The organism is Bradyrhizobium sp. CCBAU 51765 (assembly GCF_015291725.1).
Taxonomy (GTDB): Bacteria; Pseudomonadota; Alphaproteobacteria; order Rhizobiales; family Xanthobacteraceae; genus Bradyrhizobium; species Bradyrhizobium liaoningense.
The window spans coordinates 8,280,497-8,306,648 of record NZ_CP030038.1; the positions used below are offsets into that span (position 1 = coordinate 8,280,497).

Below are 26,152 nucleotides of genomic sequence, written 5' to 3' on the forward strand. Positions count from 1 at the left end.
TGGCTTTAGGTTGAATCGATTGCCACGGGCTCGGTGCAACCTCTCCCGCTTGCGGGAGAGGTCGGCGCGAAGCGCCGGGTGAGGGCTCTCTCCTCTTGGGGATTGTCCCATTGCGGAAGCCCCCTCTCCCCAACCCTCTCCCGCAAGCGAGAGCTTTGCTTAATTGGACGCGGGGGAGTGATTGCCGCTGTTGGGCGTTTTTTTGCGTAGCGTTGGACGTCGGCGGCATCGAAGGTTTGCGCTTTCGTGGTCGACTGATTGGGTTGGGCGGTCATGCGGCAACTCCCGCAGGAGACAACGCCACCCATCGTTTGAGATTCATTGCCAGGCAGATCAGGCGCAGATGCGTCTGGTTGCGCGCCCAGCCCAGATAGCGGGCGCGCGCCCAGCGGTAGCTGCCCTTGAGGCGCGCGAAGACCTGCTCGACCGGTGCGCGGCGCTTTCCCACGGCACCGTTGAAGCGCTTCTGCCGCGCGGTCAGCGGATGATGCTTGTTGGGCCGGAACATCAGTCGCGGCTTGATGCCTCGCGCGCGCAGGCCGCTACGGCGCTCGTGCTTGTCATAGGCCTGGTCGGCATAGACCGCCTTCTCATCACCACAGACCAACTCGTCGGCGGGCACCGTATCGTTGACCGCAGCATCGGTCAGCTTGCTGCGGCGGATGATTGCCGAGCCCTGGTCGATGCCAACATGGGCCTTGTAGCCGAAGTATCGTTTGCCGCCCTTCTTGGTCCATCGCGCATCCGGATCGCGCTTGCTGTTGACCAGTTTGCTCGGCGCCCGACCGTCCGGGCCGGGGGGCTGCGGCTCCTCTGGTGGCTTCGGCGGCTTCACCGCCGCCGGGATCAGGCTCGCGTCGATTAGTGTACCCCGCCGCACCACCAGCCCATGCGCATCGATCTGGCGCAGAATCTCACCGAACAGCCTCTCGTCCAGGCCGGCCCGCTGCAAACTGTCGCGGAAGCGCCAGATCGTGGCGTGATCGGGTGTCTCATCGCCGAGCACAAAGCCGCAGAAATCGCGGAATGAGGCGCGGTCATCAAGCGCCTCTTCAAGCTCCGGATCGGACAGCCCGTACCATTGCTGCAGCAACAGCGCCTTGAACATCACCAGCCGCGGATAGGCCGGCGCCCCACGCTCCGGTTCCGGCAGACCGCCTAGCACGCCCCCTACCGCTGCCCAATCGACCAAGTCCCCAATCCGTCTCAGCACCGGATTGCCTTTTCCCCGTCGCGACACCAGCGCGTCCGCAAAGCTCGGTTGTCCAACCTGTCGATAGGCCATTCCCGTCCTCCCTCAGCGGTCTAGGGAATCGCAGATTCGCGAATATGCAAAGCTCTCGCAAGCGGGAGAGGGAGCGCACCTCCATCGTTGCGCGGGCAAGTCTCATTTCATCGCGCTTTAGTCCGGACCGGTTGAATATTCCCCGGCGGATTGCCGGCCGAAAGGCCGCTATCTTCTTGTGTACGAGCGACGAGGCTATGCCGGCAGGAAGAGCGCAAAAGGCTCCTCCACCGTGCGACGCAGGTGCTTCCGGTACAGCTCATAGTTGGCATCGCCGACGGCGACCCGTCCCAACGACGGCTTCGCGATATTCCTGATCGGCACATAGGCGATGGGCGCGGCGATCGGCGTGAGCTGGGAGCCGGGGCCGGCGCGGAGCGTCGAGATGATGCCGTACATCTCGCCGGCAACGGTCGGCCGCGACACCGTGATCACGCGATGCTGGCCGTGCTTGATGATGACGAGGTAGATGAAGCCGGACTGATGGGGAACGGCGACCTCGCCGGTGTGCTCGTAGGCGGCGTCTGTCCGATCGCCCTCGCGGAAGACCAGTGAAGAGACTTTCGGCTCCCAGGCGATCTCGGTGCGATAGGCGAAGATCGCATCCTTGTCGCCGAACGACGGCCGCAGGGTGATGTAGACGTCCTCGAGCCAGGTCACGGCGCGATGCGCATAGGAGCCGAGGCTGTCGGGCGCGACGTCGTTCGCCGCCGGAGGCGTCACCACGATGGCACTTTTGCGCAAGGAGACGCCCAGCGCCTGCTCCAGCCGGACCGTCGTCGCCAGCGTGAACGGCCGGCGGCCGCCGAGCACTTTCTCCAGCGTCGACAGGCTGAGCTTGGCCTGCTCGGCCAGCGCCTGCCGGGAGATCCGGCGTCTGGCCAGCTCTTCGCGAATGGTCTCCGCGATCTCGCGGCTCTGCTCGTCCGAAAGCTGCTTGTCGGCCTGCATTTGCATCATCAACCCTGCCCTGGGAGCGCCATTCTAGCAGGGCGGACAAACCAGCACAAAACCGCACATGGCCGCCCGGCGACGGCCTGCTCGCGCCGGCCGCGGCGGAACATTGCAGATCATTCTGCTCGCGAAATCAGCCTCTCCAGGCCGATCCTGAGGGCCAGCAAACAGCCAACGGGAGCAGGCCAAATGGAAACCTACGACGCAGCCGACAGTGACGAACACCCCCTGCTGGGCCGGCTGATCAAGCTCGGATTATTCCTCCTCGCGCAGGGCGTCGCGGTGATGCTGGTGGCCTTCGTGGCCCTGCTGGTGAGCTTCGGGACGGGCTGGTCGGCAACAGCCGAGCAGGCCAGCCTCCTCCAACCTGGCGAGGCACGGTCGGGCAGCCTGCTCCTGAAGGACGACGGCGCCACCACCGAGGCGATCCGTCTCGGCACCGACATCGACATCACCGTGTCGGGTCCGACGCTGCGCGCCCGCGTCACGCAACTGTTCCGCAATCCAACCAAGGACTGGGTCGCGGCCACCTATGTCTATCCGCTCGCGGCCAATGGTGCCGTCGACACGCTGAAGATGGTGGTTGGCGACCACGTCATCGTCGGCGACATCAAGGAGCGGCAGCAAGCCCGCGTGATCTACGAGCAGGCGCGAAGCGCCGGGCAGAAGGCGGCGCTCACCGAGCAGGAGCGCCCCAACATCTTTACCAATTCGGTCGCCAATATCGGTCCCGGCGAGACCGTGCTGGTGCAGATCGAGTATCAGGAGCCGGTGCATCAAGCCGGCGACGAATATTCGCTCCGCGTGCCGCTGGTGGTCGCGCCGCGCTACAATCCGGCGCCGATCGTGCAGAGCGTCGACTTCCGCAAGGACGGCTCGGGGTGGGGCGCAGCGACGTCTGATCCGGTTCCGGATCGCGACCGCATCTCGCCGCCTGTGCTGGATCCCGCCAGACATGCGCCGGTCAACCCGACCAACATCATAGTGCGTCTGAAGGCCGGCTTTGCGCTCGGCGAGGTCAGGAGCCACCACCATAACGTCAAGGTCGAGAGTCCTGACAACACGACGCGTATCGTCACGCTCGCTGATGGCGCCGTCCCCGCCGATCGCGATTTCGAGCTGACCTGGAAGCCGGCCGCCTGGATGGCGCCGTCCGTCGGACTGTTCCGCGAGCATGTCGGCGATTCCGATTACCTGCTCGCCTTCGTCACTCCGCCCGCCGTCGAGCAGGCAACGCAGAAGCCGCTGCCCCGCGAGGTGGTGTTCGTGATCGACAATTCCGGATCGATGGGCGGCACCTCCATCGTTCAGGCCAAGGCGAGCCTGCTCTATGCCCTCGGCCGGCTCCAGCTGAATGACCGCTTCAACGTGATCCGTTTCGACGACACCATGGACGTGCTGTTTCCGGCTTCGGTGCCGGCGGATGCCGCGCATGTCGGCGAGGCGACCTCATTCGTCAGCGCCTTGCAGGCGCGCGGCGGCACCGAGATGGTGCCGGCGATGCGCGCTGCGCTCGCCGACAAGATCAGCGACAGCAGCATGGTCCGCCAGGTCGTGTTCCTGACCGATGGCGCGATCGGCAACGAGCAGCAATTGTTCGAGACGATCACGGCCATGCGCGGCCGTTCGCGCGTGTTCATGGTCGGCATCGGCTCGGCGCCCAACACCCACCTGATGACGCGCGCCGCCGAGCTCGGCCGCGGCGCCTTCACCCATATCGGCTCCGTCGAGCAGGTCGAGGAGCGCATGCGCGGCCTGTTCGCCAAGCTGGAGAATCCGGCGGTGACCGGCCTCACCGCGCGATTCTCGGACGCCAAGGCCGACATCACCCCGGCGATCATTCCGGACGTCTATCGTGACGAGCCGCTGGTGCTGGCGGCCAGGCTCGACAAGCTTGCGGGCTCACTTGAAATCAAGGGACGCGTCGGCGATCGCCCGTGGTCGGTGACGCTGCCGCTGCAAAGCGCCGCTGAAGGCAAGGGCCTGTCAAAGCTCTGGGCCAAGCGCAAGATCGGCGATGCCGAAGTGGCGCGCACCATGCGCGAGATGACGCCCGAAGAATCCGACAAGGCGATCCTGGCGCTGGCGCTCGACCATCAGATCGTCACGCGGCTGACCAGCCTCGTTGCGGTCGACAGGACGCCGAGCCGGCCCGAAGGCGAGCCGCTCAGGCTCAGCGACTTGCCGATCAATCTGCCCGCCGGCTGGGATTTCGAGAAGGTGTTCGGCGAACGCCCGCACCTGACGCCGACACAGCTGCGCGAACGCCATGCCGACGCGCACAACCAACCGTCAGCGAGGCAACCGAAACCCGCGGCACCCGACACGATCCGCCTACCAAAGACTGCCACCTCGGCCGAACTGAATATGATCGCAGGCCTGATCCTGATCGTGCTCGCCCTGATCCTGTTCGTGTTCAACCGGCGTCGGCGCTTGCTCACCGACGCCGCTTGAGAGAGGAGCCCCCAACTCCTCTGTCAGCGCGCGCGGCTGCCCGTCCCCTACAAACGGCCGCGCGCGCCTTTTTCTTTGAAGGTCATTGCGAGCGTAGCGAAGCAATCCAGCCTGCCTCCGCGGAAAGTCTCTGGATTGCTTCGCTTCGCTCGCAATGACGGGTGTGGAGACAATGCACCGCCTCATCTCCCCTCTGGTCTTGGTACTCGTCGGCCTCTTCCTGTTCGGAGACGGCGCCTACATCCACGCCAAGGCATGGCTCGCGCAGGTGCTGCTGGAGCGGGCGTTCGACCGAAGCATTGCGACGGGACAGGCAGTGAAGCCATGGTCGTGGGCCGACACATGGCCGGTCGCGCGGATCGAGGTCAAGCGGATCGGTGCCAGCGCCATCGTGCTGGAAGGCGCGAGCGGACAGGCGCTCGCTTTTGGCCCCGGCCATATCCACCAAACGGCTGATGCGGGTGAACGCGGGATTGCGGTCTATGCCGCCCATCGCGACACTCATTTCCGCTTCCTGCGGAATGTCATCATTGGTGACATCATCGATGTCACAGGTCGCGACGGTCGACATTTCAGCTATCGCGCGGATTCCTCGGCCGTGGTCCGTTTCGATGCATCGGGCATCGACGCCACGACACAGGGCTTCGAGCTTGTTCTCGCGACCTGCTGGCCATTCGACGCCGTCACCTCCGGCCCCGAGCGCTATGTCCTGCATGCAACATTGGTTGGAGCCGACAGGTAGATCACTCACCGAGCTGACGACACGCGCCAGCGTCGCTCATTCCACCGTACGGCATACCACCCCCAAGGTTGCCACTCCGAAGGACTCGCCATAGAACGGGGTGGCACTCGACCAAGAAGAACAACAGGTGAGATCACGGCATGGAAGCCCAGGTGTCTGCTGCGTCCGCGTTCCATCCATGGTCTCCACCGTCCGATGCCAGCGACATCGTCAGGGGCATCCACGCCATGCTGCACCCGCGCAACATCGTGCTGGTGGGCGCAACCGACAAGCCCGGCAATTATGCCGAGCGCATCTGGAACAATCTGGTCAAATACGGTTTCGAGGGCGGTCTCTATCCGGTCAACGCCAAGCGCGACGCCATCTGGGGCGTCCCCTGCTACAAGGATTTTGCGAGCCTTCCCGAGAAGCCCGATCACGTCCTGGTGCTGGTGCCGGCGCGCTTCGCTGTGCAAGTGATCCGGGACGCCGCCGCGGCCGGCGCGCGTTCGGCCACCATCGTCACCTCGGGATTCAGCGAGTTGCAGGATGACGAAAGCCAGAAGCTCGCCGCCGAACTGCAGGCGGCCGTGCGCGAGACGGGCCTTGCCGTCACCGGCCCGAACTGCCTCGGTAATCTCAGCGCCGGCGAAAAGCTCTTCACCAACATCGACGATCGAATCGTCACCATGGAACAGGGCGCGGTGGCGATTGCCGGGCAATCGGGCGCGATCGTCATGGCGATCCGCCAGGCGCTGGAGGATCGCGGCGTCGGGGTCGGCTACATGGTGACGACAGGCAACGAGGCCGGGCTCGAGACGCCCGACCTGATGCGCTATTTCGCAGAGGATCCGAGCATCAAGGTGATCGTCGTCTACCTCGAAGGCGTGCGCAATACCAAGGCCTTTCGCGACGCCTGCAAGGCGGCGCGCGCCGCGAGCAAACCCGTGATCGCGCTCAAGCTCGGTGCATCCGAGGGCGGCCGCGCCGCGGCGATGGCGCATACCGGCGCGCTCGCGGGCTCGATCGAGACGTTCGACGCCCTCGCAACGCGTGAAGGCGTCATCCGGGTCGGCGGGCTCGACGAGCTGATCGAAACCACCGAATGCTTCGTGCACGCTGCCGTGCCCAAAGGCGGCCGGCTTGCCGCCGTCACGCTCTCCGGCGGCAAGCGCGGCATGCTGATCGACGCATTCTATGCCGCAGGCCTGAATTTCGCGCCGCTGAGCCCGCATGTCAGCTCGGAGCTGGCGAAGATGCTAGGTCCCGGCTCGATCGTCGGCAATCCGCTCGACGCCGGCTTTGCCGCGGTCGTCGACCCCTCCGTCTATATGAGGTCGATCAAGCTGATGATCGACGACCCCGATATCGACATCGTCATCGTCGATGCCGAACTGCCGAAGACGCCGCACGAGCTGCGCGAGCGCAACTTGCGCATCGTCAACGAGATGGCAGGCCAGGCCGGCAAGCCGGTGATCTATATCAGTGCGATGTCGATCGGCTTCACCGAGTACACCAAGGACTTGCGCAAGTCGCTGCCGCATCTTGCGGTCATGCAGGGCATGGACCGTGCGGTGACCGCGATCAGGTCGCTGCTCGACTACGCGAAGCTGCGCAAGGAGGTGCCCGACATCGTCTCGAGCTCGAAGCCCGCCGCGCGCGCCGTGCTGGAGAAGACGTTGAAATCGGCGACTGGCGCCGCACTCGACGAGGTCGCCTCGAAGAAGCTCCTCAAGGCTTACGGCATTCCGATCTCGAAGGAGGCGATCGCACAGACGGCGGCTGAAGCGGTGAAAATTGCGAAGCAGATCGGATTCCCGGTCGTGGCAAAGGTCGTCAGCGCCGAGATCCTGCACAAGTCCGACATTGGCGGCGTGGTGCTGAATCTCAACAGCGCGGCCGAGGTGAAGAAGGCCTTCGCCGACATCACCGCGCGGGTCAGGAAGCTGAAGGGCAAGCCGAAGCTCGACGGCATCCTGATCGCGCAGCAGGTCAAGGCCGAGCTCGAACTCGTGGTCGGCGCCTCGCTCGATGCCGAGATGGGGCCTGTCGTGCTGTTCGGCACCGGCGGCGTCGACATCGAGCTGATGAAGGACGTCGCCCTCGCCGGCGCGCCGCTGGACGAGGCCGAGGCACGGCTCCTGATCGGCCGCACCAAGGCCGGCATCAAGATGCGAGGCTATCGCGGCAGGCCGGCCTTGCACGAGGCCTCGGCGGTGAAGGCGCTGGTCGGCCTCTCCAACCTGATCGCGGATGCCGGTGACCGGATCGCCTCGATCGACATCAACCCGTTCCTGATCAACACCAGGACGGGCGTGGCCGTCGATGCCCTGATCGTGCTGAACAATGCTGCGGCAAGGCGCGCGGCTGGACATTGAAGTGCGGCAGGGTGGATCAGCGCAGCGTGATCCCAGACCGATCCATCCACACGCGAGGCGTCGGCAGTTTGCGTTTCCGCCTTGGCGGCTGCGGCGGGCGAGTCGTTAACCCGCCCGCTCTAATTTGACGGCCAAAGCTCCATCCAGGCTCCTTCCAACTTCACCGCTTTGGCCGTAGAATCGTCCCTGCATGGCGCGCGCGAGCAATCTTGTGATCGGAACGGCAACGCTGGCGGCGATCGCCGTGGCGTTCGGCGGCCTGCTCGGCGTGCAGAAATGGCGCACCATCCAGAGCCGCAGCCAGTTGCGCGTGGTATTCGAGGGTGGTTCCGCCAGCGGCCTGCGCCGCGGTGGCCCGGTCAATTTCGACGGCGTGCCCGCCGGCCAGATCCTGTCGATCAAGCTCGATAGCCCCCGCAGGATCGTGGCGCTGGTGATGCTCGACAACACCGCACCGATCCGCAAGGACACCGTGGCAGGCATCGAGTTCCAAGGCCTCACCGGCGTTGCCGCGATCTCGCTGATCGGCGGCGCGCCCTCCGCGCCGCCGGTGCCGCTGGACACGGACGGCATTCCCGTGCTGACGGCCGATCTCAGCGACGCCGAATCCATCGTCGAAACGCTGCACAGCGTCGACCGCACGATCGTGAACAACGCGCCGGCGATCAAGGATGGCCTGCGCACGTTCGAGGGCCACACTGCCGACCTCAGAGCCAAAGGCGCGGAAATCGATTCGGTCATGAGCAAGGTCGACAGCGCCTTTGCCGGATTCGACAAGGCGGTCGCAAAGATCGAGGGCGTGGTGCCGGGCTTCGTCGACGGCAAGGCCGACGAGCTCCTGGAGAAGATCCAGGGATTGCACGAGCTTGCCGACACCATGAAGAAGAAGTCGGCGACCTACCTCGAAGACATCCGCCGCTCGCTGCTCGACGTCAGCGAGACCGCCAACAAGATGAGCGGGACACCTGCGCCCCCGCGTCCGCCGCGCAGGCCCGAGCAGAAGCGGTAGTGCTCTTTCATACCCTCCCCAGCAAGCGCAGGGCGATCGCATTTGGGAGTTTTTCCCTGCGGCCATCCTTCGAGACGCCCGCTTTGGGCGGGCTCCTCAGGATGAGGGCGGAGTGCGCGGCAGCAGTTTCAACGAGCGCCGATGCTGATTAGCCTCATCCTGAGGAGGCGCGTAAGCGCCGTCTCGAAGGACGAGGCGTGCGCGCAGACCGCCGCCACAAGTCATATGCGATAGCCCTGCCCGGAGGGAGAGGGTAACGCGGCATCCGCGACGGTTCAGTAATTGCTGGCCGCCGCCCCGTTCGGAATGCCGTCGATCGGGCATTCGTCCGTGCCCGGGGTCGAGCGGGTCATCGCTTCCACCATGTCGCGCGTGCCTTCGGGGTCCTTGATCCAGTTCTTGTAGAAATCATACGGGCACGCCGCGACGCCGCGCGGGCTGTCGCCGGAATTGATCATGCCGGTGTAGCCGCGGTGGACCAGCTTGTAGAGATGGTTCTGAGACTGGCCGTTGCGGCGTGCATCGCGGATCAGATGTTTCGAGAGCTGGGCGTACTGGATGCCGTAATCCTCCTCGCCGCACTCGCCGAGGGTGCGGCCGTCGAAGCCGATGATCGCGGAATGGCCGAAATAGGAATAGACGCCGTCGAAGCCGGCGGCATTGGCGACGGCGACATAGACGTTGTTGGCCCACGCCATGGCCTTGGAGATCATGACCTGCTGCTCCTTGGCCGGATACATGTAGCCCTGGCAACGCACGATCAGCTCGGCGCCCTTCATGGCGCAGTCGCGCCAGATCTCCGGATAGTTGCCGTCGTCGCAGATGATCAGGCTGACCTTGAGCCCTTTCGGCCCCTCGGACACATAGGTGCAATTGCCGGGATACCAGCCCTCGATCGGCACCCAGGGCATGATCTTGCGGTACTTCTGCACGATCTCGCCCTTGTCGTTCATCAGGATCAAGGTGTTGTAGGGCGCCTTGTGGGGATGCTCCTCGTGGCGCTCGCCGGTCAGCGAGAACACGCCCCACACCTTGGCCTTGCGGCAGGCCTCGGCGAAGATCGCGGTTTCCTCGCCCGGCACCATGGATGCCGTTTCGTACATCTCCTTGGAGTCGTACATGATGCCTTGCGTGGAATATTCCGGGAAGATCACGAGGTCCATGCCGGGCAGGCCGAGCTTCATGCCAACGATCATGTCGGCGATCTTGCGGGCATTGTCGAGCACCTCGGCCTTGGTATGCAGCCGGGGCATCTTATAATTGACCACTGCAACGCCGACCGTGTCGTTGCTGCTGGAAATATCGCCGTGAAGCATGTTGAGCGCTCCTGTACTTGACTCGTTGTTCTGGGTCGCCGCCGATCAGGCGGTCGCGCGGGTTAGTGGCTGATCATCCAGGGCCGCGCCGTCGGAAAGCCCTTGGCGCCGCTCCTGGTCTTGGTCATCAGACGCGCCGGCTTTTTCCCGTCCGTCGCACTCTTGTCCTTCACGGTCTTGCCCGAGGAGCAGCAGCCGCAGCCGGGGCCATGCGAGGCCTTGTACTGTGCGAGCGTCTGCGGCGCATGCGTGCTGCGCTCGTTGACCGCGTGCGCCTTGCGCTTGTCGGACGGCATGCAGAAGAAGTTCGGCGCGGTCAGGATGACGCGGGGCGCCAGCGTCTCGCAGTGCGGGCAGCTTTGCGGATCGTCGCACTCCGCCATCGGGCGAAGGTCCTTGAACGGACCGCAGTCGTCACAAAGATATTCGTAGACCGGCATTGCATCATCCCCACGCTGTAGCTCGTTCAACACACCTGGCGGCGGATGCGGGGCGGCAAATACACGCCGTCCCGCATTCCGTCGTGCAGGGATTACTTGTCCGGTGAGATCGGCATCTGGATATCGCCGGTGATGTGCTTGATGGGCCCTGCCGCCGATGGCATCACGTCGAAGTCGAAGATCTCGGTCGGCAGCCACAGCGTGGCGCATGCGTTGGGCACGTCGACCACGCCGGAGATGTGGCCCTGGCACGGCGCGGTGCCGAGGATCGAATAGGCCTGGGCGCCGGAGTAGCCGAACTTCTTCAGATATTCGATGGCGTTGAGGCAGGCCTGGCGATAGGCGATGTGGACGTCGAGATAGTGCTGCTTGCCGGCCTCATCCACCGAGATGCCTTCGAAGATCAGATAATCCTTGTAGTTCGGCGTGATCGGCGACGGCTTGAAGATCGGGTTCTTGATGCCGTATTTCGACATGCCGTCCTTGATCACCTCGACCTTGAGGTGCAACCAGCCGGCCATTTCGATGGCGCCGCAGAAGGTGATCTCGCCGTCGCCCTGGCTGAAGTGCAGGTCGCCCATCGAGAGACCGGCGCCGGGGACATAGACCGGGAAGTAGATCTTCGAGCCGCGCGAGAGATCCTTGATGTCGCAATTGCCGCCATGCTCGCGCGGCGGCACGGTGCGCGCGCCTTCTGCGCCGATCTTGGCTTTCACATCGCCCTTGGCGCGGCCACCATGGGCGGTCGGCGCGAAAGGCGGATTGGCAAGGCCGGGCACGCGGGTCGGATTGGTCGAGATCAGCTCGGCCTCGCGCTTGTTCCACATGTCCAGCATCTTCGGATCGGGCAGACAGCCGATCAGGCCGGGATGGATCAGGCCGGCGAAGTTGACGCCGGGCACGTGACGGGACGAGGTGTAGAGGCCCTTGATGTCCCAGATCGACTTCTGCGCCAGCGGGAAGTGATCGGTGAGGAAGCCGCCGCCATTCTGCTTGGAAAAGAAGCCGTTGAAGCCCCACAGGCTCTCCTTGAGCGGCCCCACGTCGAGCAGGTCGACGACGAGGAGATCACCGGGCTCGGCGCCCTTGACGCCGATCGGGCCGGAGAGGAAGTGCACGATCGACAGGTCGATGTCGCGCACGTCGTCGGCGGAATCGTTGTTCTTGATGAAGCCGCCGGTCCAGTCATAGGTCTCGATGATGAAGTCGTCGCCGGGATTGACCCAGGCCACGATCGGGATGTCGGGGTGCCAGCGGTTGTGCACCATGTCATTTTCATAGGCCGATTTGGTGAGATCGACCTTGATCAGTGTCTCTGGCATCGAGAGGCTCCCCTTTTACTACGGTTGGTTAGACGGACAGATATTTCGAGACCTGCGCGGCATCGACGGCATCGCGCCGATCGTCGCGGACGATCTCGCCGTTCTCGATCACCAGCACGCGGTCGGCGATGTCGAGCGCAAAGCTCAGGACCTGCTCGGAGACGACGATAGAGAGGCCTTTCTCATCGCGGATACGCTTGAGGGTGCGCGCCATCTCCTTGATGATCGACGGCTGGATGCCTTCGGTCGGCTCGTCCAGCAGCAGCACTTTCGGCTTGGTCGCGAGCGCACGCGCGATCGCGAGCTGCTGCTGCTGGCCGCCGGAGAGATTGCCGCCGCGGCGATCCTTCATCTCGAGCAAGACCGGAAACAATTCGTAGATGTCGCCGGGCACCTCGGAGCCGCCGGAGACGACGAGCCCGGTCTCGATGTTCTCCTTCACCGTCATGGTGGAGAAGATCATGCGGCCCTGCGGCACATAGGCGATCCCCTTGGCGACGCGCTCGTAGCTCTTGAGGCTGCCGAGCTCGGTGCCGTCCATCGTCACCGAGCCGCTTTTGGCCGGCAGGATCCCCATCAGCGACTTCATCAGCGTGGTCTTGCCCATGCCGTTGCGGCCCATGATCGCGACGATCTCGTTGGGCGCGACCTTGACGTTGAGGCCGTGCAGCACCTCGCTCTGCCCGTAGGCGACGTGGAGATCGGAAATTGCCAGCATCGATTGCTCCTAAGCTCGGCATGCCTTCCTTCTCCCCTTGTGGGAGAAGGAGGTGCGGACGAAGTCCGCGACGGATGAGGGGTATGCATCGGCGGATGTGAGAGGCAGTTGGATGCGCGGAGAGATACCCGTCACCCGGATCGCATCTGACGATACGATCCGACCTCTCCCACAAGGAGAGAGGTGCACCGTCCGAGTTGCAGCTGGCTCACTCGATTTCGCCATGTCTCAATGGCCCAGATAGACTTCGATGACCTTGGGATCGTTCTTCACCTTCTCCATCGTCCCCTCCGAGAGGATCTGGCCCTGGTGGAGCACGGTGACCTTGTGCGCGATGTCCTCGACGAACTTCATGTCGTGCTCGATCACCAGCACCGAGCGGTTCTTGATGATGCGGTTGAGCAGCTCGGCGGTCTTGGCGCGCTCCGACACGCTCATGCCGGCGACGGGCTCATCCAGCATCAGCAGGTCCGGGTCCTGGATCAGCAACATGCCAATCTCGAGCCACTGCTTCTGGCCGTGGCTGAGCTCGTCGGCATAGGTGTTAAGCTTGTCCTTGAGGAAGATCATCTCCGCGACCTCCTCCACCCGGTCCTTCACCAGCTGGTCGCGCTGAAAGGTCAGCGAGCCGAACACGGTGCGACCGCGGGGAAACGAGATCTCGAGGTTCTCGAACACGGTGAGATCCTCGAACACCGACGGCGTCTGGAACTTGCGCCCGACGCCGGTCTGAACGATCTCGTTCTCCTTCATCTTCGTGAGCTCCTTGCCACGAAACTGGATCGAGCCCGAGGTCGCCTTGGTCTTGCCGCAGATCAAGTCGAGCACCGTGGTCTTGCCCGCGCCGTTGGGACCGATGATGACGCGGATCTCGTTCTCCTCGACATAGAAGGAGAGATCGTTGACTGCCTTGAACCCATCGAACGAGACGGTCAGTCCGGAGACCGCAAGCAGGAATTCCTTCGGCTGATGACCGACGAGCATGATCTACCTCCTCACTGCCAGCGCGGCATCGGCATCGTGATGACCGACGAGCATGATGGTCTCCTCATTCTGCCGGTGCGCCGTCGGCGACCGAGTTGCCGTTCCAGCCCGACTTCGGCTTGCGCGCAAACAGGCGATCGATGCGCGGCTGCACGTAGTCGGCCCACAGCCCGGACAGGCCGTTCGGGAAGGCAAGCACGACCGCGATGAACAGCGCGCCGAGGCCGAACAGCCAGAGCTGCGGGAAAGATTCCGACAGGCTGGTCTTGGCGAAGTTCACCAGGATGGCGCCCCAGATCGCGCCGAAGATCGACGTCCGCCCGCCGACGGCGGTGTAGATCACCATCTCGATCGACGGCACGATGCCGACGAAGGACGGCGACATGAAACCGACATTGAGCGCGAACATGGCGCCGCCGATCGCGGCGAAGACCGCGGCCATGCAGAAGGCAAAGATCTTGAAGTTGGCGACGCTGTAGCCGGAGAAGCGGACGCGGTCTTCCTGCTCGCGCATCGCGACCAGGATGCGGCCGAGCTTGGTCAGGCGGATGAATTGTGCGATGCCGATGCAGGCGAACAGCAGCACCACCTCGACGAAGTACAGGATGACCTTGGCGTGGTCGGGCCGGATGTCCCAACCCTTGAGCGTGCGCAAATCGGTCATGCCGTTGATGCCCCCGGTGTAGCCCTGCTGCCCGACGATCAGGATGGTCAGGATGGCGGCGACCGCCTGGGTGATGATCGCGAAGTAGGTGCCGCCGACGCGGCGCTTGAACATCGCAGTGCCGATGATCAGGGCGAAGAGACCGGGAACCAGGATGATGGCCAGGATGGTGAAGGTCAGGCTGTGAAACGGTTGCCAGAACAACGGCAGCGACGTGATCTGATTCCAATCCATGAAATCAGGAATACCGGGCGTCGACTGGATCTTCGTGTTTTCGACGCTCGAGGCCTCGAGCTTGAGGAACATCGCCATGCAGTAGCCGCCGAGGCCGAAGAACACGCCCTGCCCCAGGCTCAGAATGCCGCCATAGCCCCAGCACAGCACGAGGCCGAGCGCAACGAAGGCGTAGGTCAGGTATTTCGCGACGAGATTGAGGCGGAACACATCCAGCGACAGCGGCAGGATCACGAACAACACGGCGGCCAGGACGATGAAGCCCGTGAGTTCGGATCGATTGAAGAAGCGTGAGTTGATGATCATGACTTGCCTGCTTCTCGTTATTTGCGGACTTTGAGGGCGAACAGACCCTGCGGCCGCAGCATCAGGATGCCGACGACAGCGAGCAGCGTGAGCACCTTGGCCATCGAGCCCGACATGAAGAACTCGAGGGTCGATTGCGTCTGCGAGATCGAGAAGGCCGAGGCGATGGTGCCGAGCAGGCTGGCGGCGCCGCCGAACACGACGACCAGGAAGGTATCGACGATGTAGAGCTGACCGGAGGTCGGCCCGGTCGATCCGATCATGGTGAAGGCGCTTCCGGCGACGCCCGCGATGCCGCAGCCGAGGCCGAAGGTGTAGCGATCGACCTTTTCGGTGTTGATGCCGACCGCGCCGGCCATGATGCGATTCTGCACCACCGCACGCACCTGGCGGCCCCAGCGCGACAGGTAGAGAACATAGGCGACGGAGACGGTGATCAGCACCGTGAGACCCATCACGAAGACGCCGTTGATCGGGACTTCGATGCTATCGGTCACGTGCAGCGAGCCGAGCATCCATTGCGGCAGCTCGACGCCGACCTCGCGCGCGCCGAACACGGAGCGATAGGCCTGCTGGAGCATCAGGCTGAGGCCCCAGGTGGCAAGCAGCGTGTCGAGCGGGCGCTTGTAGAGATGCCGTATCAGCACCCACTCCACCAGCATGCCCAGCGCGCCGGATGCGATGAAGGCCAGGATCATCGCGAGGAAGAAGTAGCCGCCGAACAGGCTCGGCATGTAGGCCTGGAAGACGTTCGAGGTCATCCAGGTGACGTAGGCCCCGAGGATCATGAACTCGCCATGGGCCATGTTGATGACGCCCATCTGGCCGAAGATGATGGCAAGCCCGAGGGCCATGAGGACATAGACGGAGAACAGGATCAGGCCGGCAAAACCCTGCATGACGAAGATCGAGCCAAGGTCGCCAATCGAATAATCGCCGAACATCTATGTCCTCCGTCGAGATGGGATCCCGCGTCGCGAGCAGGTTCGCGACGCGGGGGCTTGAGGCATGGACTTGCGATCCACGCCAGGGAGCGGCTTGGTGTCGGGAGAATGCGCGACGGATGCCGCTTACTGGTAACCCTTCGGGAACGGATCGGGCTCGACGAGATCGGCGGTCTCGTAGATCAGCTCGAACTGGCCATCCAGCTTGGCGCGACCCACCCGGGTCTTCGACCAGAGATGATGGTTCTCGTGGATGCGGACGTAACCTTCCGGGGCCCCCTTGAACTCGACACCGGGCGACGCCGCCGCGATCTTGTCGACATCGAAGGAGCCAGCCTTCTCGACCGTCAACTTCCACAGCCACGGCCCGAGATAGGCAGCCTGGGTGACGTCTCCGATCACGGTCTTCTCGCCCCACATCTTCTTGAAGGCGGGCACGAAGGCCTTGTTGTTGGGATTGTCGAGCGACTGGAAGTACTTCATGCAGGCGTACGCACCCGCAATGTTCTCGCCACCGATGCCGTCGATTTCGTCCTCGGTGACCGAGATCGTCAGCAGCGGCTGCTTGGCGAGGTCGATGCCGGCGGCCTTGAGCTGCTTGTAGAAGGCGACGTTGGAGCCACCGACGACGTCGGTGAAGATCACGTCGGGCTTGGTGAGCTTGATCTTGTTGATGACCGAGTTGAACTGAGTGCTGCCGAGCGCATAGTACTCCTCGCCGACGACCTTGCCCTTCAGGACGTTCTCGACGTGCTTGCGCGCGATCTTGTTCGAGGTGCGCGGCCAGATGTAGTCGGAGCCGATGAAGAAGAAGGTCTTCGCGCCCTTCTCCTTGGCGATCCAGTTCAGGCCGGCGAGAATCTGCTGGGTCGCCTCCTGGCCGGTGTAGATCACGTTCTTGGACTGCTCGAGGCCTTCGTAGAAGGTCGGGTAATAGAGCATGCCGTTATACTGCTCGACGACCGGCAGCACCGCCTTGCGCGAGGCCGAGGTCCAGCAGCCCATGATGGCCGCGACCTTGTCGTTGACCAGCAGCTTCTTGGCCTTTTCGGCGAAGGTCGGCCAATCGGAGGCGCCGTCTTCCTGGATGAACTTGATCTTGCGGCCGAGGACGCCGCCGGCCGCGTTGATCTGCTCGATCGCGAGCTTTTCGGCCTCGATCGAGCCGGTCTCGGAGATCGCCATGGTGCCGGTCGCCGAGTGCAGGATGCCGACCGTGACCTCGGTGTCGGTGACCGCAAGACCCGTGGTGTTGACCGCCGAGGTCGCCGGGGCCTGCGCAAAGGACGCCCGCGGCAGCATCGTGATAGCCGGCACGGCCGCCATCCCCATCAACAATTTGCGCCGAAGCGGCGACAATAGGCCCTTGTTTGCTTCGTCTGACATGAGCACCCCACTTTTGTTCGAGAACGCGCTATTGGTGGCCGTGAGGATGGCTCGAATTTATGCAGCGCAAGCATACGCAAGATCGCGTATACTGCACCGCAAAATGCCGACGTAGGCTTCTGGTACGGAATTTGCGAGGGGTCCGGGTCCGTATCGGGAGTGGGGTTCAGTGGCAGGGCGGCAGCGAATAGACCGCGTCAGGCGCCAGTACAACCAATGGGTCGCCAACCAGACTCTGGAAGACTACGCCCTGCGCTTCACCGCCAAGAGCGCACGCCGCTGGTCCGCCGCCCGCGTCGCCAACACGGCGCTTGGCGCGATCTCGTTCCTGGCAATGGAGGCGATCGGCGGCACCATCACGCTGAACTATGGCGTCACCAATGCGACTGCCGCCATCCTCGTGGTCTCGATCATCATCTTCTGCTGCGGGGTGCCCATTGCGTATTATGCGGCCAAGTGCGGCATCGACATCGACCTGCTGACGCGGGGAGCCGGCTTCGGTTACATCGGCTCGACGGTCACCTCGCTGATCTACGCTTCCTTCACCTTCATCTTCTTTGCGATCGAAGCCGTGATCCTCGCGTCCGCGCTCGAAATGTGCTTCGGGATTCCGCGGCCGGTCGGCTATCTCATCAGCGCCGTCGTCATCATCCCACTGGTGGCCTACGGCATCACGCTGATCAGCCGCTTCCAATTGTGGACGCAGCCCTTATGGGTGATCCTTCACATCATTCCGTTCGCGGCGATCGCCTGGCACAACCCACACTCCTTCACGGAGTGGCGCAAGTTCTCGGGCGAGCACGGCGACCTCAACGGACATTTCGATCTGTTGCTGTTCGGCGTTGCGGCCTCGGTGGTGTTTTCCCTGGTGGCGCAGATCGGCGAGCAGGTCGACTTCCTGCGCTTTCTCCCCCGCGACCGCCGCGCCTCGAGGGTTTCCTGGTGGATTGCGCTGATGAGCGCAGGACCGGGCTGGATCGTGCTCGGCGCGCTGAAGCTCCTGGCCGGCTCGTTTCTCGCCTTCTTTGCGCTCAGCCACGGCGTGCCGCCCGAGGAGGCCGCCGAGCCGGCGCATATGTATCTCGAAGCGTTCCGCTATGTGCTGTCGCAGCCCGAGCTCGCACTGGCGTTGACCGGCACCTTCGTGATCCTGTCGCAGGTCAAGATCAACGTCACCAACGCCTATGCCGGCTCGATCGCCTGGTCGAACTTCTTCTCGCGTTTGACCCACAGCCATCCCGGGCGCGTGGTCTGGCTGGTCTTCAACGTCATCGTGGCACTGCTGTTGATGGAGATCGGCGTCTACAAGGCTCTGGAGCAGACGCTGGCGCTCTATTCGAACGTCGCAATCGCCTGGGTCGGCGCGCTGGTCGCTGATCTCGTCGTCAACAAGCCGCTTGGATTGCGACCGCAGCAGATCGAATTCAAGCGCGCGCATCTCTACGACATCAATCCTGTCGGCGTCGGCGCGATGACGATCGCAACCATCGTCTCCATCAGCGCCTTTTACGGCCTGTTCGGACCTACCGCGAAGGCGCTGTCGGCCTTCATAGCACTCGCCGTGGCCTTCCTCGCCGCGCCGTTGATTGCCTGGGCCACGGACGGCAAGTACTACATCGCACGCAAGCCGAAGCGGAGCTGGCAGAACCTCGAGGCGATCCAGTGCTGTATCTGCGAGCACGCGTTCGAGCCGGAGGACATGGCCTCCTGCCCCGCCTACGCCGGCCCGATCTGCTCGCTGTGCTGTTCACTGGACGCGCGCTGCCACGATCTCTGCAAGCCGCACGCTCGAATTCAGGCGCAGGTTTCGGAGACGCTGGGCAAGCTGATGCCGCAACCGATCTACGCCCGGATCAACTCGCAGCTCGGCCACTATATCGGCGTGTTCGTGGTCTCCGCCGGCCTGGTCGCCCTGGTGCTGGGACTGATCTATCTGCAGACGTCGGCGAGCGTCCATGGCGAGAACGAGCTCGTCTCGGACGTGCTGTGGAAGGTGTTCTTCTCGCTCAGCATCATCATCGGCGTGGTTGCCTGGCTGTTCGTGCTGGCGCAGCAGAGCCGCCGCGCCGCCGAGGCCGAGACGCGGCGGCAGACCACGCTGCTGATCCAGGAGATCGACGCGCACAAGCGCACCGATGCCGAGCTCCAACGTGCCAAGGAGGTCGCCGAATCCGCCAATTTGGCCAAGAGCCGCTACGTGGTGGGCCTGAGCCATGAGCTGCGCTCGCCGCTGAACGCGATCAGCGGCTATGCCCAGCTGCTCGAGCAGGATACGACACTGGGCCCGAAGCCGCGCGACCAGGTCCGCGTCGTCCGCCGCAGCGCCGACCACCTGTCCGGCCTGATCGACGGCATTCTGGACATCTCCAAGATCGAGGCGGGGCGGCTGTATCTGTCGCGCGACGAGGTGCGCCTCGGCGAATTTCTCGAGCAGCTCGTCGGCATGTTCCGCCTTCAGGCCGCGGCCAAAGGCGTCGATTTCGTGTTCAGGCGGCCGGCGTCGCTGCCACTCGTGGTCTATGCGGACGAGAAGCGGCTGCGTCAGGTGCTGATCAACTTGCTCTCGAACGCCATCAAATTCACCCAGTCAGGCAGCGTGCAGTTCGTCGTGCACTATCGCAGCCCCGTCGCCGAGTTCGAGGTGATGGACACCGGCCCGGGCATCCGGGGCGACGATCTCGAACGCATCTTCGCGCCTTTCGAGCGCGGTGCGCTTGGCGTCTCGCAGCCGCAGACCGGGACCGGCCTCGGCCTCACCATCAGCCGCCTGCTCGCCGGCGTGATGGGCGGCGATATCAAGGTCGTGAGCACGGTCGGCACCGGCTCAACGTTCAAGGTCAAGATTCTGCTCTCGGAGGTCACCAATCCGCAACGCATCGCGCCGGTCGAGGCCCCGGTCTCCGGCTATCACGGCGCGCGCAAGACGATCCTCGTCACCGACGACGACCCCGTGCACCGCGATCTCCTGCGCGAGGTGCTGACCCCGCTCGGTTTCATCCTGCTCAGCGCGCCGGACGGCGCCGGCTGCCTCGCGCTGGCACAGCATTGCCGGCCCGATCTGTTCCTGCTCGACATCTCGATGCCTGCCATGGACGGCTGGACCGTCGCCGAGGCCTTGCGCGCGAGCGGCCATCACCAGGCGCGCATCCTCATGGTGTCGGCAAGCGCGTTGGAGGCGCACGGCGCTCCGCTGGCGCAACCCTTCCACGACGGCTATCTGATGAAGCCGATCGACATCCCGCGGCTCCTGGAAACGATCCGCCAGCTGCTCAAGATCGAATGGCAATACGGCTCGGACGAGATCGCGGTACCGTTCTGGCGTCCCGAGACCGGATCGAAGCCGCCGGTGCGGCACATCGAGGCGCTGATCGGGCTCGGCCAGATCGGCTACGTCAGGGGTATCCAGTTGAAGCTGGACGAGATCGGCAGCGAACATCCTGAGCATGCCGACTTCGTCGCGCAGATGCGGTCGCTGGTCGATCGCTTCGATCTCGACCAGTACATGGCCACATTGAAGACGTTGCACGCGTATGAACATTGAGTCGAAGAAGCGCGACGTCGCGCTCGTTGTCGATGACTCTCCGGAGACGCTGCGGCTGCTCACCGACGCGCTCGACGGCGCCGGCATGACGGTCATGGTGGCGCTCGACGGCGCCGCGGCGATGCGCATCATCGAGCAGATCACGCCCGACATCATTCTGCTCGATGCCGTGATGCCCGGCATCGACGGCTTCGAGACCTGCCGCCGGCTCAAGCGCGATGCCGGTCTCGCCAACGTGCCCGTGATCTTCATGACGGGCCTTGCCGAGACCGAGCACATCGTGCGCGGGCTTGAAGCTGGCGGCGTCGACTACGTGACCAAACCGATCGTGATCGAGGAAATGCTGGCGCGCATCCGCGTCCATCTCGGCAATGCCCGGCTGACCCAGAGCGCGCGCACCGCGCTCGACGTCTCCGGCCGGTTCCTGTTCGCGGTCAACCGCCAGGGCAACGTGCTGTGGGCGACGCCGCAGGCGCAGAAACTGCTGTCCGACCATCACGGCGCGCAGGCCGACGATTTCGCCCTGCCGCCAGCGCTGCTGCAATGGCTGGAGCAGGCCAGGGCCAAGGGCAGCTCGAAGTCGCAAGGAGCTTCCTTGCCCGACAATCCGCAACTTCGGCTCTTCTACATGGGTGAGACCGCGCCGAACGAATTCCTGCTGCGGCTCTCCAGGGAATCCGGCACCGCTCTGCCACCCGAATTCACCAGCGAGCTCGGCCTCACCACGCGCGAGGGAGAGGTTCTGGCCTGGCTCAGCAAGGGCAAGACCAACCGCGACATCGCGCAGATTCTGGGCCTCAGCCCGCGCACGGTCGACAAGCATCTCGAGCAGATCTACGCCAAGCTCGGCGTGGAGAACCGGACGGCCGCGGCGGCCATTGCGGCGAATGCGACGAGGCGGAATTCGTAGCGGCGGTGCGAATGAGTTGGAGCGCCGCTAGCCCAGCCAACAGTGTCGTCCCGGACAAGCGAAGCGGCGCGCAGATCCGGGACCCATAGCCACAGGGAGATATTTGGCGAAGACTCGGAGTGGCCAGCTCACTCTATAACCATCGCCTGAGAGCATGGGTCCCGGGCTCGCTTCGCGCCCCGGGACGACAGCGGAGTGTGTGGCGATCGCTAACCGCCCCTTACGTCGGGATCTTCAATTGTAAACGAACGCCTTGTCGTCCAGGTCCGTCTTCGGGATCTCGTCCTTCTCGGTCCAGTAATCCTGGCTATGCTGCCATTCCGGCTTGTCGCCGCGCTTGGGCAAGAGGTCCATGTTGCGCATCATGTAGCCGGGATTGAAGTTCTCCGGATCGATCCAGGGCAGGATCGGCATGTTGTGGTCCTCGGGACGCAGCTTGACCTCGACCTTCCTGGCACCTTTCGCCTTCATGTGTCCGAGCAGCCTGCAGACGAAATCGGCGACGAGGTCGACGCGTAGCGTCCAGCTGGCGCGGAAGTAGCCGAACACCCAGACCATGTTGGGCACGCCCGTGAACATCATGCCGCGATAGGTGACGGTGTCGCCAAAAGCGAGCGGCTTGCCGTCGATCTCGAACGCGATGTCGCCGAGCGCGGCGAGGTTGAACCCGGTCGCGGTGACGATGATGTCGGCCTCGAGCACCTTGCCCGATTTGAGCTGGATGCCGTTCTCGACGAAGCATTCGATCTCGTCGGTCACGACCGAGGCCTTGCCGCTGGCGATGCCCTTGAACAAATCGGCATCCGGCACGAAGGCGATGCGCTGCCGCCACGGCCGGTATTTCGGCGTGAAGTGGGTCTCGACGTCGTAGTCCGGGCCGAGCACGGCGCTGATCTGGCCGATCAGCTCCTTCTTGACCTGCTCGGGCTTGGACACGCAGAGCTTCGTGAACGCATCCTGCTCGAACAGGATCTTGCGCCGCACGATCTCATGGATCCAGGCTTCGTCGACCTGAAGCCGGCGCAATTCTTCCGCGATCTCGATGGCGTTGCGGCCCAGGCGGAAGTAAGTCGGCGAGCGCTGCAGCATGGTGACATGCGCGCATTGGTCCGCGATGTTCGGCACCAGCGTTGCCGCCGTCGCGCCCGAGCCGATCACGACCACCTTCTTGTTGGTAAGGTCGATATCATCGGGCCAGGTCTGGGGATGGACGATGCGGCCCTTGAAGCGGTCCATGCCCTTCCATTGTGGCGTGTAGCCTTCCGAATGGCGATAATAGCCCTGGCACATCCAGAGGAAGTTGGCGGTGAAGATCTTCGGCTCGCCGGTGTCGGTCGTCACCGCCTCGATGGTCCAGAGATTCTGCTCGCTCGACCAGCTCGCCGAATTGATCTTGTGCTTGTAGCGGATGTGCCGCGCGATATCGTTGTCGTCGATCACCTCTTTCATATAGGCGAGGATTTCCTCGGCGGTCGCGATCGGCGGGCCGACCCACGGCTTGAAGCTGTAGCCAAAGGTATGGAGATCGCTGTCGGAGCGAATGCCGGGATAGCGATGTGTGCTCCAGGTGCCGCCGAATGTTTCCTGCGTCTCCAGGATGACGTAGCTCGTGCCCGGAAGCTGCTTCTGGATGTGATAGGCGCTGCCGATGCCGGAGATGCCGGCGCCGACGATCAGCACGTCGAAATGTTCAGAAGCCTGTTTGGCCGTGGCGTGACTGCGAACAGCGACATTCATTGTTGTTTCTATGCCTTGCTTGTTTTTGTGGCCGCCCTTGACCGGACGGCGCGTTTCCTCCGCGCCGGGCAGTTTCGCCCGCCGCGCTTCCGCTACAAAATGACATAGATCAAGTCGCGGTCAAATCACAGCGCCGCACCCCAGCTCCGCGCGGTCTGCAAAATCCAGTCGCGATAGAGCGTGAGCGGCGTGACGCCGGTCAATCCGCCGCAACCGGCGGCGCCGTTCGGCCCTGTCGACCAGCTGATGATCCCGACGAGCACGGGACCATTCGGCCTGTCCTCGAACACGGGGCCGCCGGAATCGCCGGTGCAGGCGCCAATTCCGTCGCGAACACCGTTGGTTACGGGATCAACCAGACGAATCTGGAGCGTGCCGGGCTGCCCGGTCGCAACGAGGCCGGCTACGCGCGTCGTGCCGCCGCTCTTGCCGTCACCGCGCACGGTGACGCCGATGCCGGCAATGACGAAGCGGCTGCCGACCTGAATTGGAATCGTCGGCGTGCCGACCGTCACCGTGGATTTTCCCTTGAGTGGAATATCCAGCTGCAGCAGCGCCACGTCGGCGGTGGCACGGTGCGCCTGCATGGCCTGCATGTTGAAATTCGGATGGATCGCAACGGCGCGGACGTTCAGCAATTGCGGCTGGCCGTCGGCGCCGCGATCGACGATCTTGTAGTCGGCGCCGGGCTGCACGCAATGGGCGACCGTCAACACCAGCCTCGGGGCGATCAGGCTGCCGGTGCAGAAATTGCCGCGCGAACCGACGATGGTGACGACGGCGCGCGCGACACCATCGGCCTGCGGCGTGCCGCCGCCGACGATGGCGTGGGCAGGCGTGGCGAGCAGCAGCGCTGCTGCGATGAACATGGCGAGCTTCTTCATGGGAACACGCTTTGGCGACAGCATCAGTGAAGGAGGGAGGCTTCGGACTGGCTCTTGCCGATACCGCATGCTAGCCCTCTTGGAAAGGAATTGACGAGGACAGGACATTGACGATCGAGGCTGTGATCTTTGATTTTGGCGGCGTGCTGACGAGCTCACCATTCGAGGCGTTCACGCGGTTCGAGACCGAGCGCGGCCTGCCCATCGACATCATCCGGCGCACCAATGCCGCCAACCACCTGGAGAACGCCTGGGCCAAGTTCGAGCGGGCCGAGGTGGACATCGACACCTTCGACGAATTGTTCGCCGCCGAATCGCTCGCGCTCGGCGCAGAGGTGCGCGGCCGCGACGTGCTGCCGCTGCTGCAGGGCGACCTCCGCCCTGAAATGGTCGAGGCGCTGAAGCGCATCAAAGCGCAATTCAAGACCGGCTGCATCACTAACAACCTCCCGGCCAATGCGATCGGCAGCCTGACGGGACGCTCGCTTTACATCGCCGAAGTCATGGTGCTGTTCGATCACGTCATCGAATCCGCCAAGATCGGACTGCGCAAGCCCGACCCGCGCATCTACCGGATGATGGTCGAGACGCTGAAGGTCGATCCGCAGAAGTGCGTCTATCTCGACGATCTCGGCGTCAATCTGAAGCCCGCGCGTCAGATGGGCATGACGACGATCAAGGTCACAGGCGGTGCCCAGGCGATTGCGGAACTCGAGGCGGCGACGGGATTGAAGCTGAGCTAGCGCGCGTCATACTCCGTCATTGCGAGCACAGCGAAGCGTGCTCGCCAAAGCTCGCGGCGGAATGAAGTGGTGGGCACGGCGCAAGTGCGCCTTTGCCTACCCTACGAGAGCTACTTCGCCGCAGCGGCGATCCGTTCGGGGAATGCAGACGCCAGCGAGTCACGATCCGCCTTCAGCACGCCGCGTTCGGTGATGAGGCCGGTGACAAGCCGCGCCGGCGTCACGTCAAACGCGTAGTTCGCGACCGGCGAGTTCTCCGGCACGATACGAACCGTCTCCAGCCTTCCGTCGGCGGTGCGGCCGGTCATGTCGGTGACCTCCGTGCCGCTGCGCTGCTCGATCGGGATGTCGCGGATGCCGTCATGGACGGCGAAATCGATCGTCGGCGACGGCAGCGCGACGTAGAACGGCACGCCGTTGTCATGCGCGGCAAGCGCCTTCAGATAGGTGCCGATCTTGTTGCAGACGTCGCCATTGGCGGCGACGCGGTCGGTGCCGACGATGGCGAGATCGACCATGCCGTGCTGCATCAGGTGCCCGCCGGTATTGTCCGGGATCACGGTGTGCGGCACGCCGTGATGGCCGAGCTCCCAGGCCGTCAGCGAGGCGCCCTGGTTGCGCGGGCGTGTCTCGTCGACCCAGACATGGATCTTGAGGCCGCGCTCATGCGCGAGATAGATCGGCGCCGTCGCCGTGCCCCAATCGACGGTGGCGAGCCAGCCGGCGTTGCAATGGGTCAGCACGTTGACCGCCTGCCCCGGCTTCTTGGCCGCGATCGCCTCGATCAGCTTCAGACCGTTGCCGGCAATGCCGCGATTGATCTCGACGTCCTGCTCGACGATCTCGTCGGCACGCGCATAGGCGGCTTCCGCCCTTTCAAGGGGGTCGATCGGCGCGAGCGTCGCGCGCATCTCGTCCAGGGCCCATTTCAGATTGATCGCGGTCGGCCGCGCCACGACGAGCGTGTCATAGGCGCGCTTCAGGCCTGCATCCGAGGCATCCTCGCGCATCGCGAGCGCCATTCCATAGGCGGCCGTCGCGCCGATCAGCGGCGCACCGCGCACCAGCATGTCGCGGATCGCGACGGCAGCGTCCTTACAGGAGGTCAGGCGCGCGATGACGAACTCGTGCGGCAACCTGCGCTGATCGATCGCGCCGACCGACCAGCCATCGCGCTCGCGCCAGATGCTGCGGAAATGCTTGCCGTCGACCTTCATGGCAT

Annotated in this window: 20 protein-coding genes; 7 read left to right on the forward strand and 13 right to left on the reverse strand. The window is 64.0% G+C overall.

Annotation, left to right across the window (positions count from 1 at the left end; genetic code table 11):
- Nucleotides 1-271: 271 nt before the first annotated feature.
- Nucleotides 272-1,285 carry an IS5 family transposase gene (locus XH96_RS38385; RefSeq protein ID WP_194389004.1) on the reverse strand — a complete coding sequence of 338 codons (1,014 nt, stop codon included), beginning with the start codon at nt 1,283-1,285 and terminating at the stop codon, nt 272-274.
- A 195-nt stretch (nt 1,286-1,480) separates the two neighbouring features.
- Nucleotides 1,481-2,242, reverse strand: a complete 762-nt coding sequence (locus tag XH96_RS38390) for a helix-turn-helix transcriptional regulator (RefSeq protein ID WP_194394415.1) — start codon at nt 2,240-2,242, stop codon at nt 1,481-1,483.
- Nucleotides 2,243-2,428: 186 nt separating this feature from the next.
- Between XH96_RS38390 and XH96_RS38395 the strand changes: the two genes are divergently transcribed.
- The 4 genes from XH96_RS38395 (at nt 2,429) to XH96_RS38410 (ending at nt 8,801) form a co-directional block, all read left to right on the forward strand.
- Nucleotides 2,429-4,693, forward strand: a complete 2,265-nt coding sequence (locus tag XH96_RS38395; RefSeq protein ID WP_194390419.1) for a marine proteobacterial sortase target protein — start codon at nt 2,429-2,431, stop codon at nt 4,691-4,693.
- A 172-nt stretch (nt 4,694-4,865) separates the two neighbouring features.
- The gene (locus tag XH96_RS38400) at nt 4,866-5,435 is read left to right on the forward strand and encodes a class GN sortase (RefSeq protein WP_194390420.1); all 570 of its coding nucleotides are present in this window, start codon (nt 4,866-4,868) and stop codon (nt 5,433-5,435) included.
- Nucleotides 5,436-5,575: 140 nt separating this feature from the next.
- A complete protein-coding gene (locus XH96_RS38405) occupies nt 5,576-7,792 on the forward strand; it encodes an acetate--CoA ligase family protein (RefSeq protein WP_194390421.1) in 2,217 nt (738 codons plus the stop codon).
- A 190-nt stretch (nt 7,793-7,982) separates the two neighbouring features.
- A complete protein-coding gene (locus XH96_RS38410) occupies nt 7,983-8,801 on the forward strand; it encodes an MlaD family protein (RefSeq protein WP_194390422.1) in 819 nt (272 codons plus the stop codon).
- Between the two features lie 275 nt (nt 8,802-9,076).
- On the opposite strand, the gene XH96_RS38415 is transcribed toward XH96_RS38410, so the two are convergent.
- From XH96_RS38415 to urtA, 8 genes are all read right to left on the reverse strand, one after another.
- Nucleotides 9,077-10,117, reverse strand: coding sequence for an aliphatic amidase (locus tag XH96_RS38415; RefSeq protein WP_194390423.1), 1,041 nt, complete (start codon nt 10,115-10,117; stop codon nt 9,077-9,079).
- Nucleotides 10,118-10,179: 62 nt separating this feature from the next.
- Nucleotides 10,180-10,557: a zinc ribbon domain-containing protein gene (locus XH96_RS38420; protein ID WP_194390424.1), complete on the reverse strand. Its 378-nt coding sequence runs from the start codon at nt 10,555-10,557 to the stop codon at nt 10,180-10,182.
- Between the two features lie 92 nt (nt 10,558-10,649).
- Nucleotides 10,650-11,879: a formamidase gene (gene fmdA / locus XH96_RS38425; protein ID WP_131874441.1), complete on the reverse strand. Its 1,230-nt coding sequence runs from the start codon at nt 11,877-11,879 to the stop codon at nt 10,650-10,652.
- Between the two features lie 28 nt (nt 11,880-11,907).
- Complete coding sequence (urtE, locus tag XH96_RS38430; RefSeq protein WP_194390425.1) at nt 11,908-12,597, reverse strand: urea ABC transporter ATP-binding subunit UrtE; 690 nt, start codon at nt 12,595-12,597, stop codon at nt 11,908-11,910.
- A gap of 228 nt (nt 12,598-12,825) precedes the next feature.
- Nucleotides 12,826-13,581, reverse strand: a complete 756-nt coding sequence (gene urtD / locus XH96_RS38435; RefSeq protein ID WP_091964397.1) for an urea ABC transporter ATP-binding protein UrtD — start codon at nt 13,579-13,581, stop codon at nt 12,826-12,828.
- Between the two features lie 64 nt (nt 13,582-13,645).
- Complete coding sequence (urtC, locus tag XH96_RS38440) at nt 13,646-14,785, reverse strand: urea ABC transporter permease subunit UrtC (RefSeq protein ID WP_194390426.1); 1,140 nt, start codon at nt 14,783-14,785, stop codon at nt 13,646-13,648.
- Nucleotides 14,786-14,802: 17 nt separating this feature from the next.
- Nucleotides 14,803-15,729: an urea ABC transporter permease subunit UrtB gene (gene urtB / locus XH96_RS38445; RefSeq protein ID WP_028180850.1), complete on the reverse strand. Its 927-nt coding sequence runs from the start codon at nt 15,727-15,729 to the stop codon at nt 14,803-14,805.
- A gap of 126 nt (nt 15,730-15,855) precedes the next feature.
- A complete protein-coding gene (gene urtA, locus XH96_RS38450) occupies nt 15,856-17,115 on the reverse strand; it encodes an urea ABC transporter substrate-binding protein (protein ID WP_194390427.1) in 1,260 nt (419 codons plus the stop codon).
- Nucleotides 17,116-17,284: 169 nt separating this feature from the next.
- On the opposite strand from urtA, the gene XH96_RS38455 reads away from it, so the two are divergent.
- Both XH96_RS38455 and XH96_RS38460 read left to right on the forward strand, forming a co-directional pair.
- The gene (locus XH96_RS38455) at nt 17,285-20,656 is read left to right on the forward strand and encodes an ATP-binding protein (RefSeq protein WP_194390428.1); all 3,372 of its coding nucleotides are present in this window, start codon (nt 17,285-17,287) and stop codon (nt 20,654-20,656) included.
- On the forward strand, nt 20,646-21,566 hold the full coding sequence (locus XH96_RS38460; protein ID WP_194390429.1) for a response regulator: 921 nt from the start codon (nt 20,646-20,648) through the stop codon (nt 21,564-21,566). Before XH96_RS38455 ends, XH96_RS38460 begins: the two co-directional genes overlap by 11 nt.
- A gap of 234 nt (nt 21,567-21,800) precedes the next feature.
- Here XH96_RS38460 and XH96_RS38465 read toward each other — a convergent pair whose 3' ends face one another.
- Both XH96_RS38465 and XH96_RS38470 read right to left on the reverse strand, forming a co-directional pair.
- Nucleotides 21,801-23,303 (reverse strand): NAD(P)/FAD-dependent oxidoreductase, encoded by a 1,503-nt coding sequence (locus XH96_RS38465; RefSeq protein WP_194390430.1) that lies wholly within the window; start codon nt 23,301-23,303, stop codon nt 21,801-21,803.
- Nucleotides 23,304-23,428: 125 nt separating this feature from the next.
- Nucleotides 23,429-24,187 carry a trypsin-like serine protease gene (locus XH96_RS38470; protein WP_194390431.1) on the reverse strand — a complete coding sequence of 253 codons (759 nt, stop codon included), beginning with the start codon at nt 24,185-24,187 and terminating at the stop codon, nt 23,429-23,431.
- Between the two features lie 107 nt (nt 24,188-24,294).
- Here XH96_RS38470 and XH96_RS38475 point away from each other — a divergent pair, with 107 nt between their 5' ends.
- Entirely contained in the window at nt 24,295-24,930 is a 636-nt protein-coding gene (locus XH96_RS38475; RefSeq protein WP_194390432.1) for an HAD-IA family hydrolase, read from the forward strand.
- Between the two features lie 110 nt (nt 24,931-25,040).
- On the opposite strand, the gene mtnA is transcribed toward XH96_RS38475, so the two are convergent.
- On the reverse strand, nt 25,041-26,147 hold the full coding sequence (gene mtnA / locus XH96_RS38480; RefSeq protein WP_194390433.1) for an S-methyl-5-thioribose-1-phosphate isomerase: 1,107 nt from the start codon (nt 26,145-26,147) through the stop codon (nt 25,041-25,043).
- Between the last annotated feature and the right edge of the window lie 5 nt (nt 26,148-26,152).

Excerpts from the sequence above, each read along its gene's own strand:
- XH96_RS38385 (WP_194389004.1), bottom strand. The coding sequence starts at position 1,285 with ATGGCCTATCGACAGGTTGGACAACCGAGCTTTGCGGACGCGCTGGTG.
- XH96_RS38390 (WP_194394415.1), bottom strand. The coding sequence starts at position 2,242 with ATGCAAATGCAGGCCGACAAGCAGCTTTCGGACGAGCAGAGCCGCGAG.
- XH96_RS38395 (WP_194390419.1), top strand. The coding sequence starts at position 2,429 with ATGGAAACCTACGACGCAGCCGACAGTGACGAACACCCCCTGCTGGGC.
- XH96_RS38400 (WP_194390420.1), top strand. The coding sequence starts at position 4,866 with ATGCACCGCCTCATCTCCCCTCTGGTCTTGGTACTCGTCGGCCTCTTC.
- XH96_RS38405 (WP_194390421.1), top strand. The coding sequence starts at position 5,576 with ATGGAAGCCCAGGTGTCTGCTGCGTCCGCGTTCCATCCATGGTCTCCA.
- XH96_RS38410 (WP_194390422.1), top strand. The coding sequence starts at position 7,983 with ATGGCGCGCGCGAGCAATCTTGTGATCGGAACGGCAACGCTGGCGGCG.
- XH96_RS38415 (WP_194390423.1), bottom strand. The coding sequence starts at position 10,117 with ATGCTTCACGGCGATATTTCCAGCAGCAACGACACGGTCGGCGTTGCA.
- XH96_RS38420 (WP_194390424.1), bottom strand. The coding sequence starts at position 10,557 with ATGCCGGTCTACGAATATCTTTGTGACGACTGCGGTCCGTTCAAGGAC.
- fmdA (WP_131874441.1), bottom strand. The coding sequence starts at position 11,879 with ATGCCAGAGACACTGATCAAGGTCGATCTCACCAAATCGGCCTATGAA.
- urtE (WP_194390425.1), bottom strand. The coding sequence starts at position 12,597 with ATGCTGGCAATTTCCGATCTCCACGTCGCCTACGGGCAGAGCGAGGTG.
- urtD (WP_091964397.1), bottom strand. The coding sequence starts at position 13,581 with ATGCTCGTCGGTCATCAGCCGAAGGAATTCCTGCTTGCGGTCTCCGGA.
- urtC (WP_194390426.1), bottom strand. The coding sequence starts at position 14,785 with ATGATCATCAACTCACGCTTCTTCAATCGATCCGAACTCACGGGCTTC.
- urtB (WP_028180850.1), bottom strand. The coding sequence starts at position 15,729 with ATGTTCGGCGATTATTCGATTGGCGACCTTGGCTCGATCTTCGTCATG.
- urtA (WP_194390427.1), bottom strand. The coding sequence starts at position 17,115 with ATGTCAGACGAAGCAAACAAGGGCCTATTGTCGCCGCTTCGGCGCAAA.
- XH96_RS38460 (WP_194390429.1), top strand. The coding sequence starts at position 20,646 with ATGAACATTGAGTCGAAGAAGCGCGACGTCGCGCTCGTTGTCGATGAC.
- XH96_RS38465 (WP_194390430.1), bottom strand. The coding sequence starts at position 23,303 with ATGAATGTCGCTGTTCGCAGTCACGCCACGGCCAAACAGGCTTCTGAA.
- XH96_RS38470 (WP_194390431.1), bottom strand. The coding sequence starts at position 24,187 with ATGAAGAAGCTCGCCATGTTCATCGCAGCAGCGCTGCTGCTCGCCACG.
- mtnA (WP_194390433.1), bottom strand. The coding sequence starts at position 26,147 with ATGAAGGTCGACGGCAAGCATTTCCGCAGCATCTGGCGCGAGCGCGAT.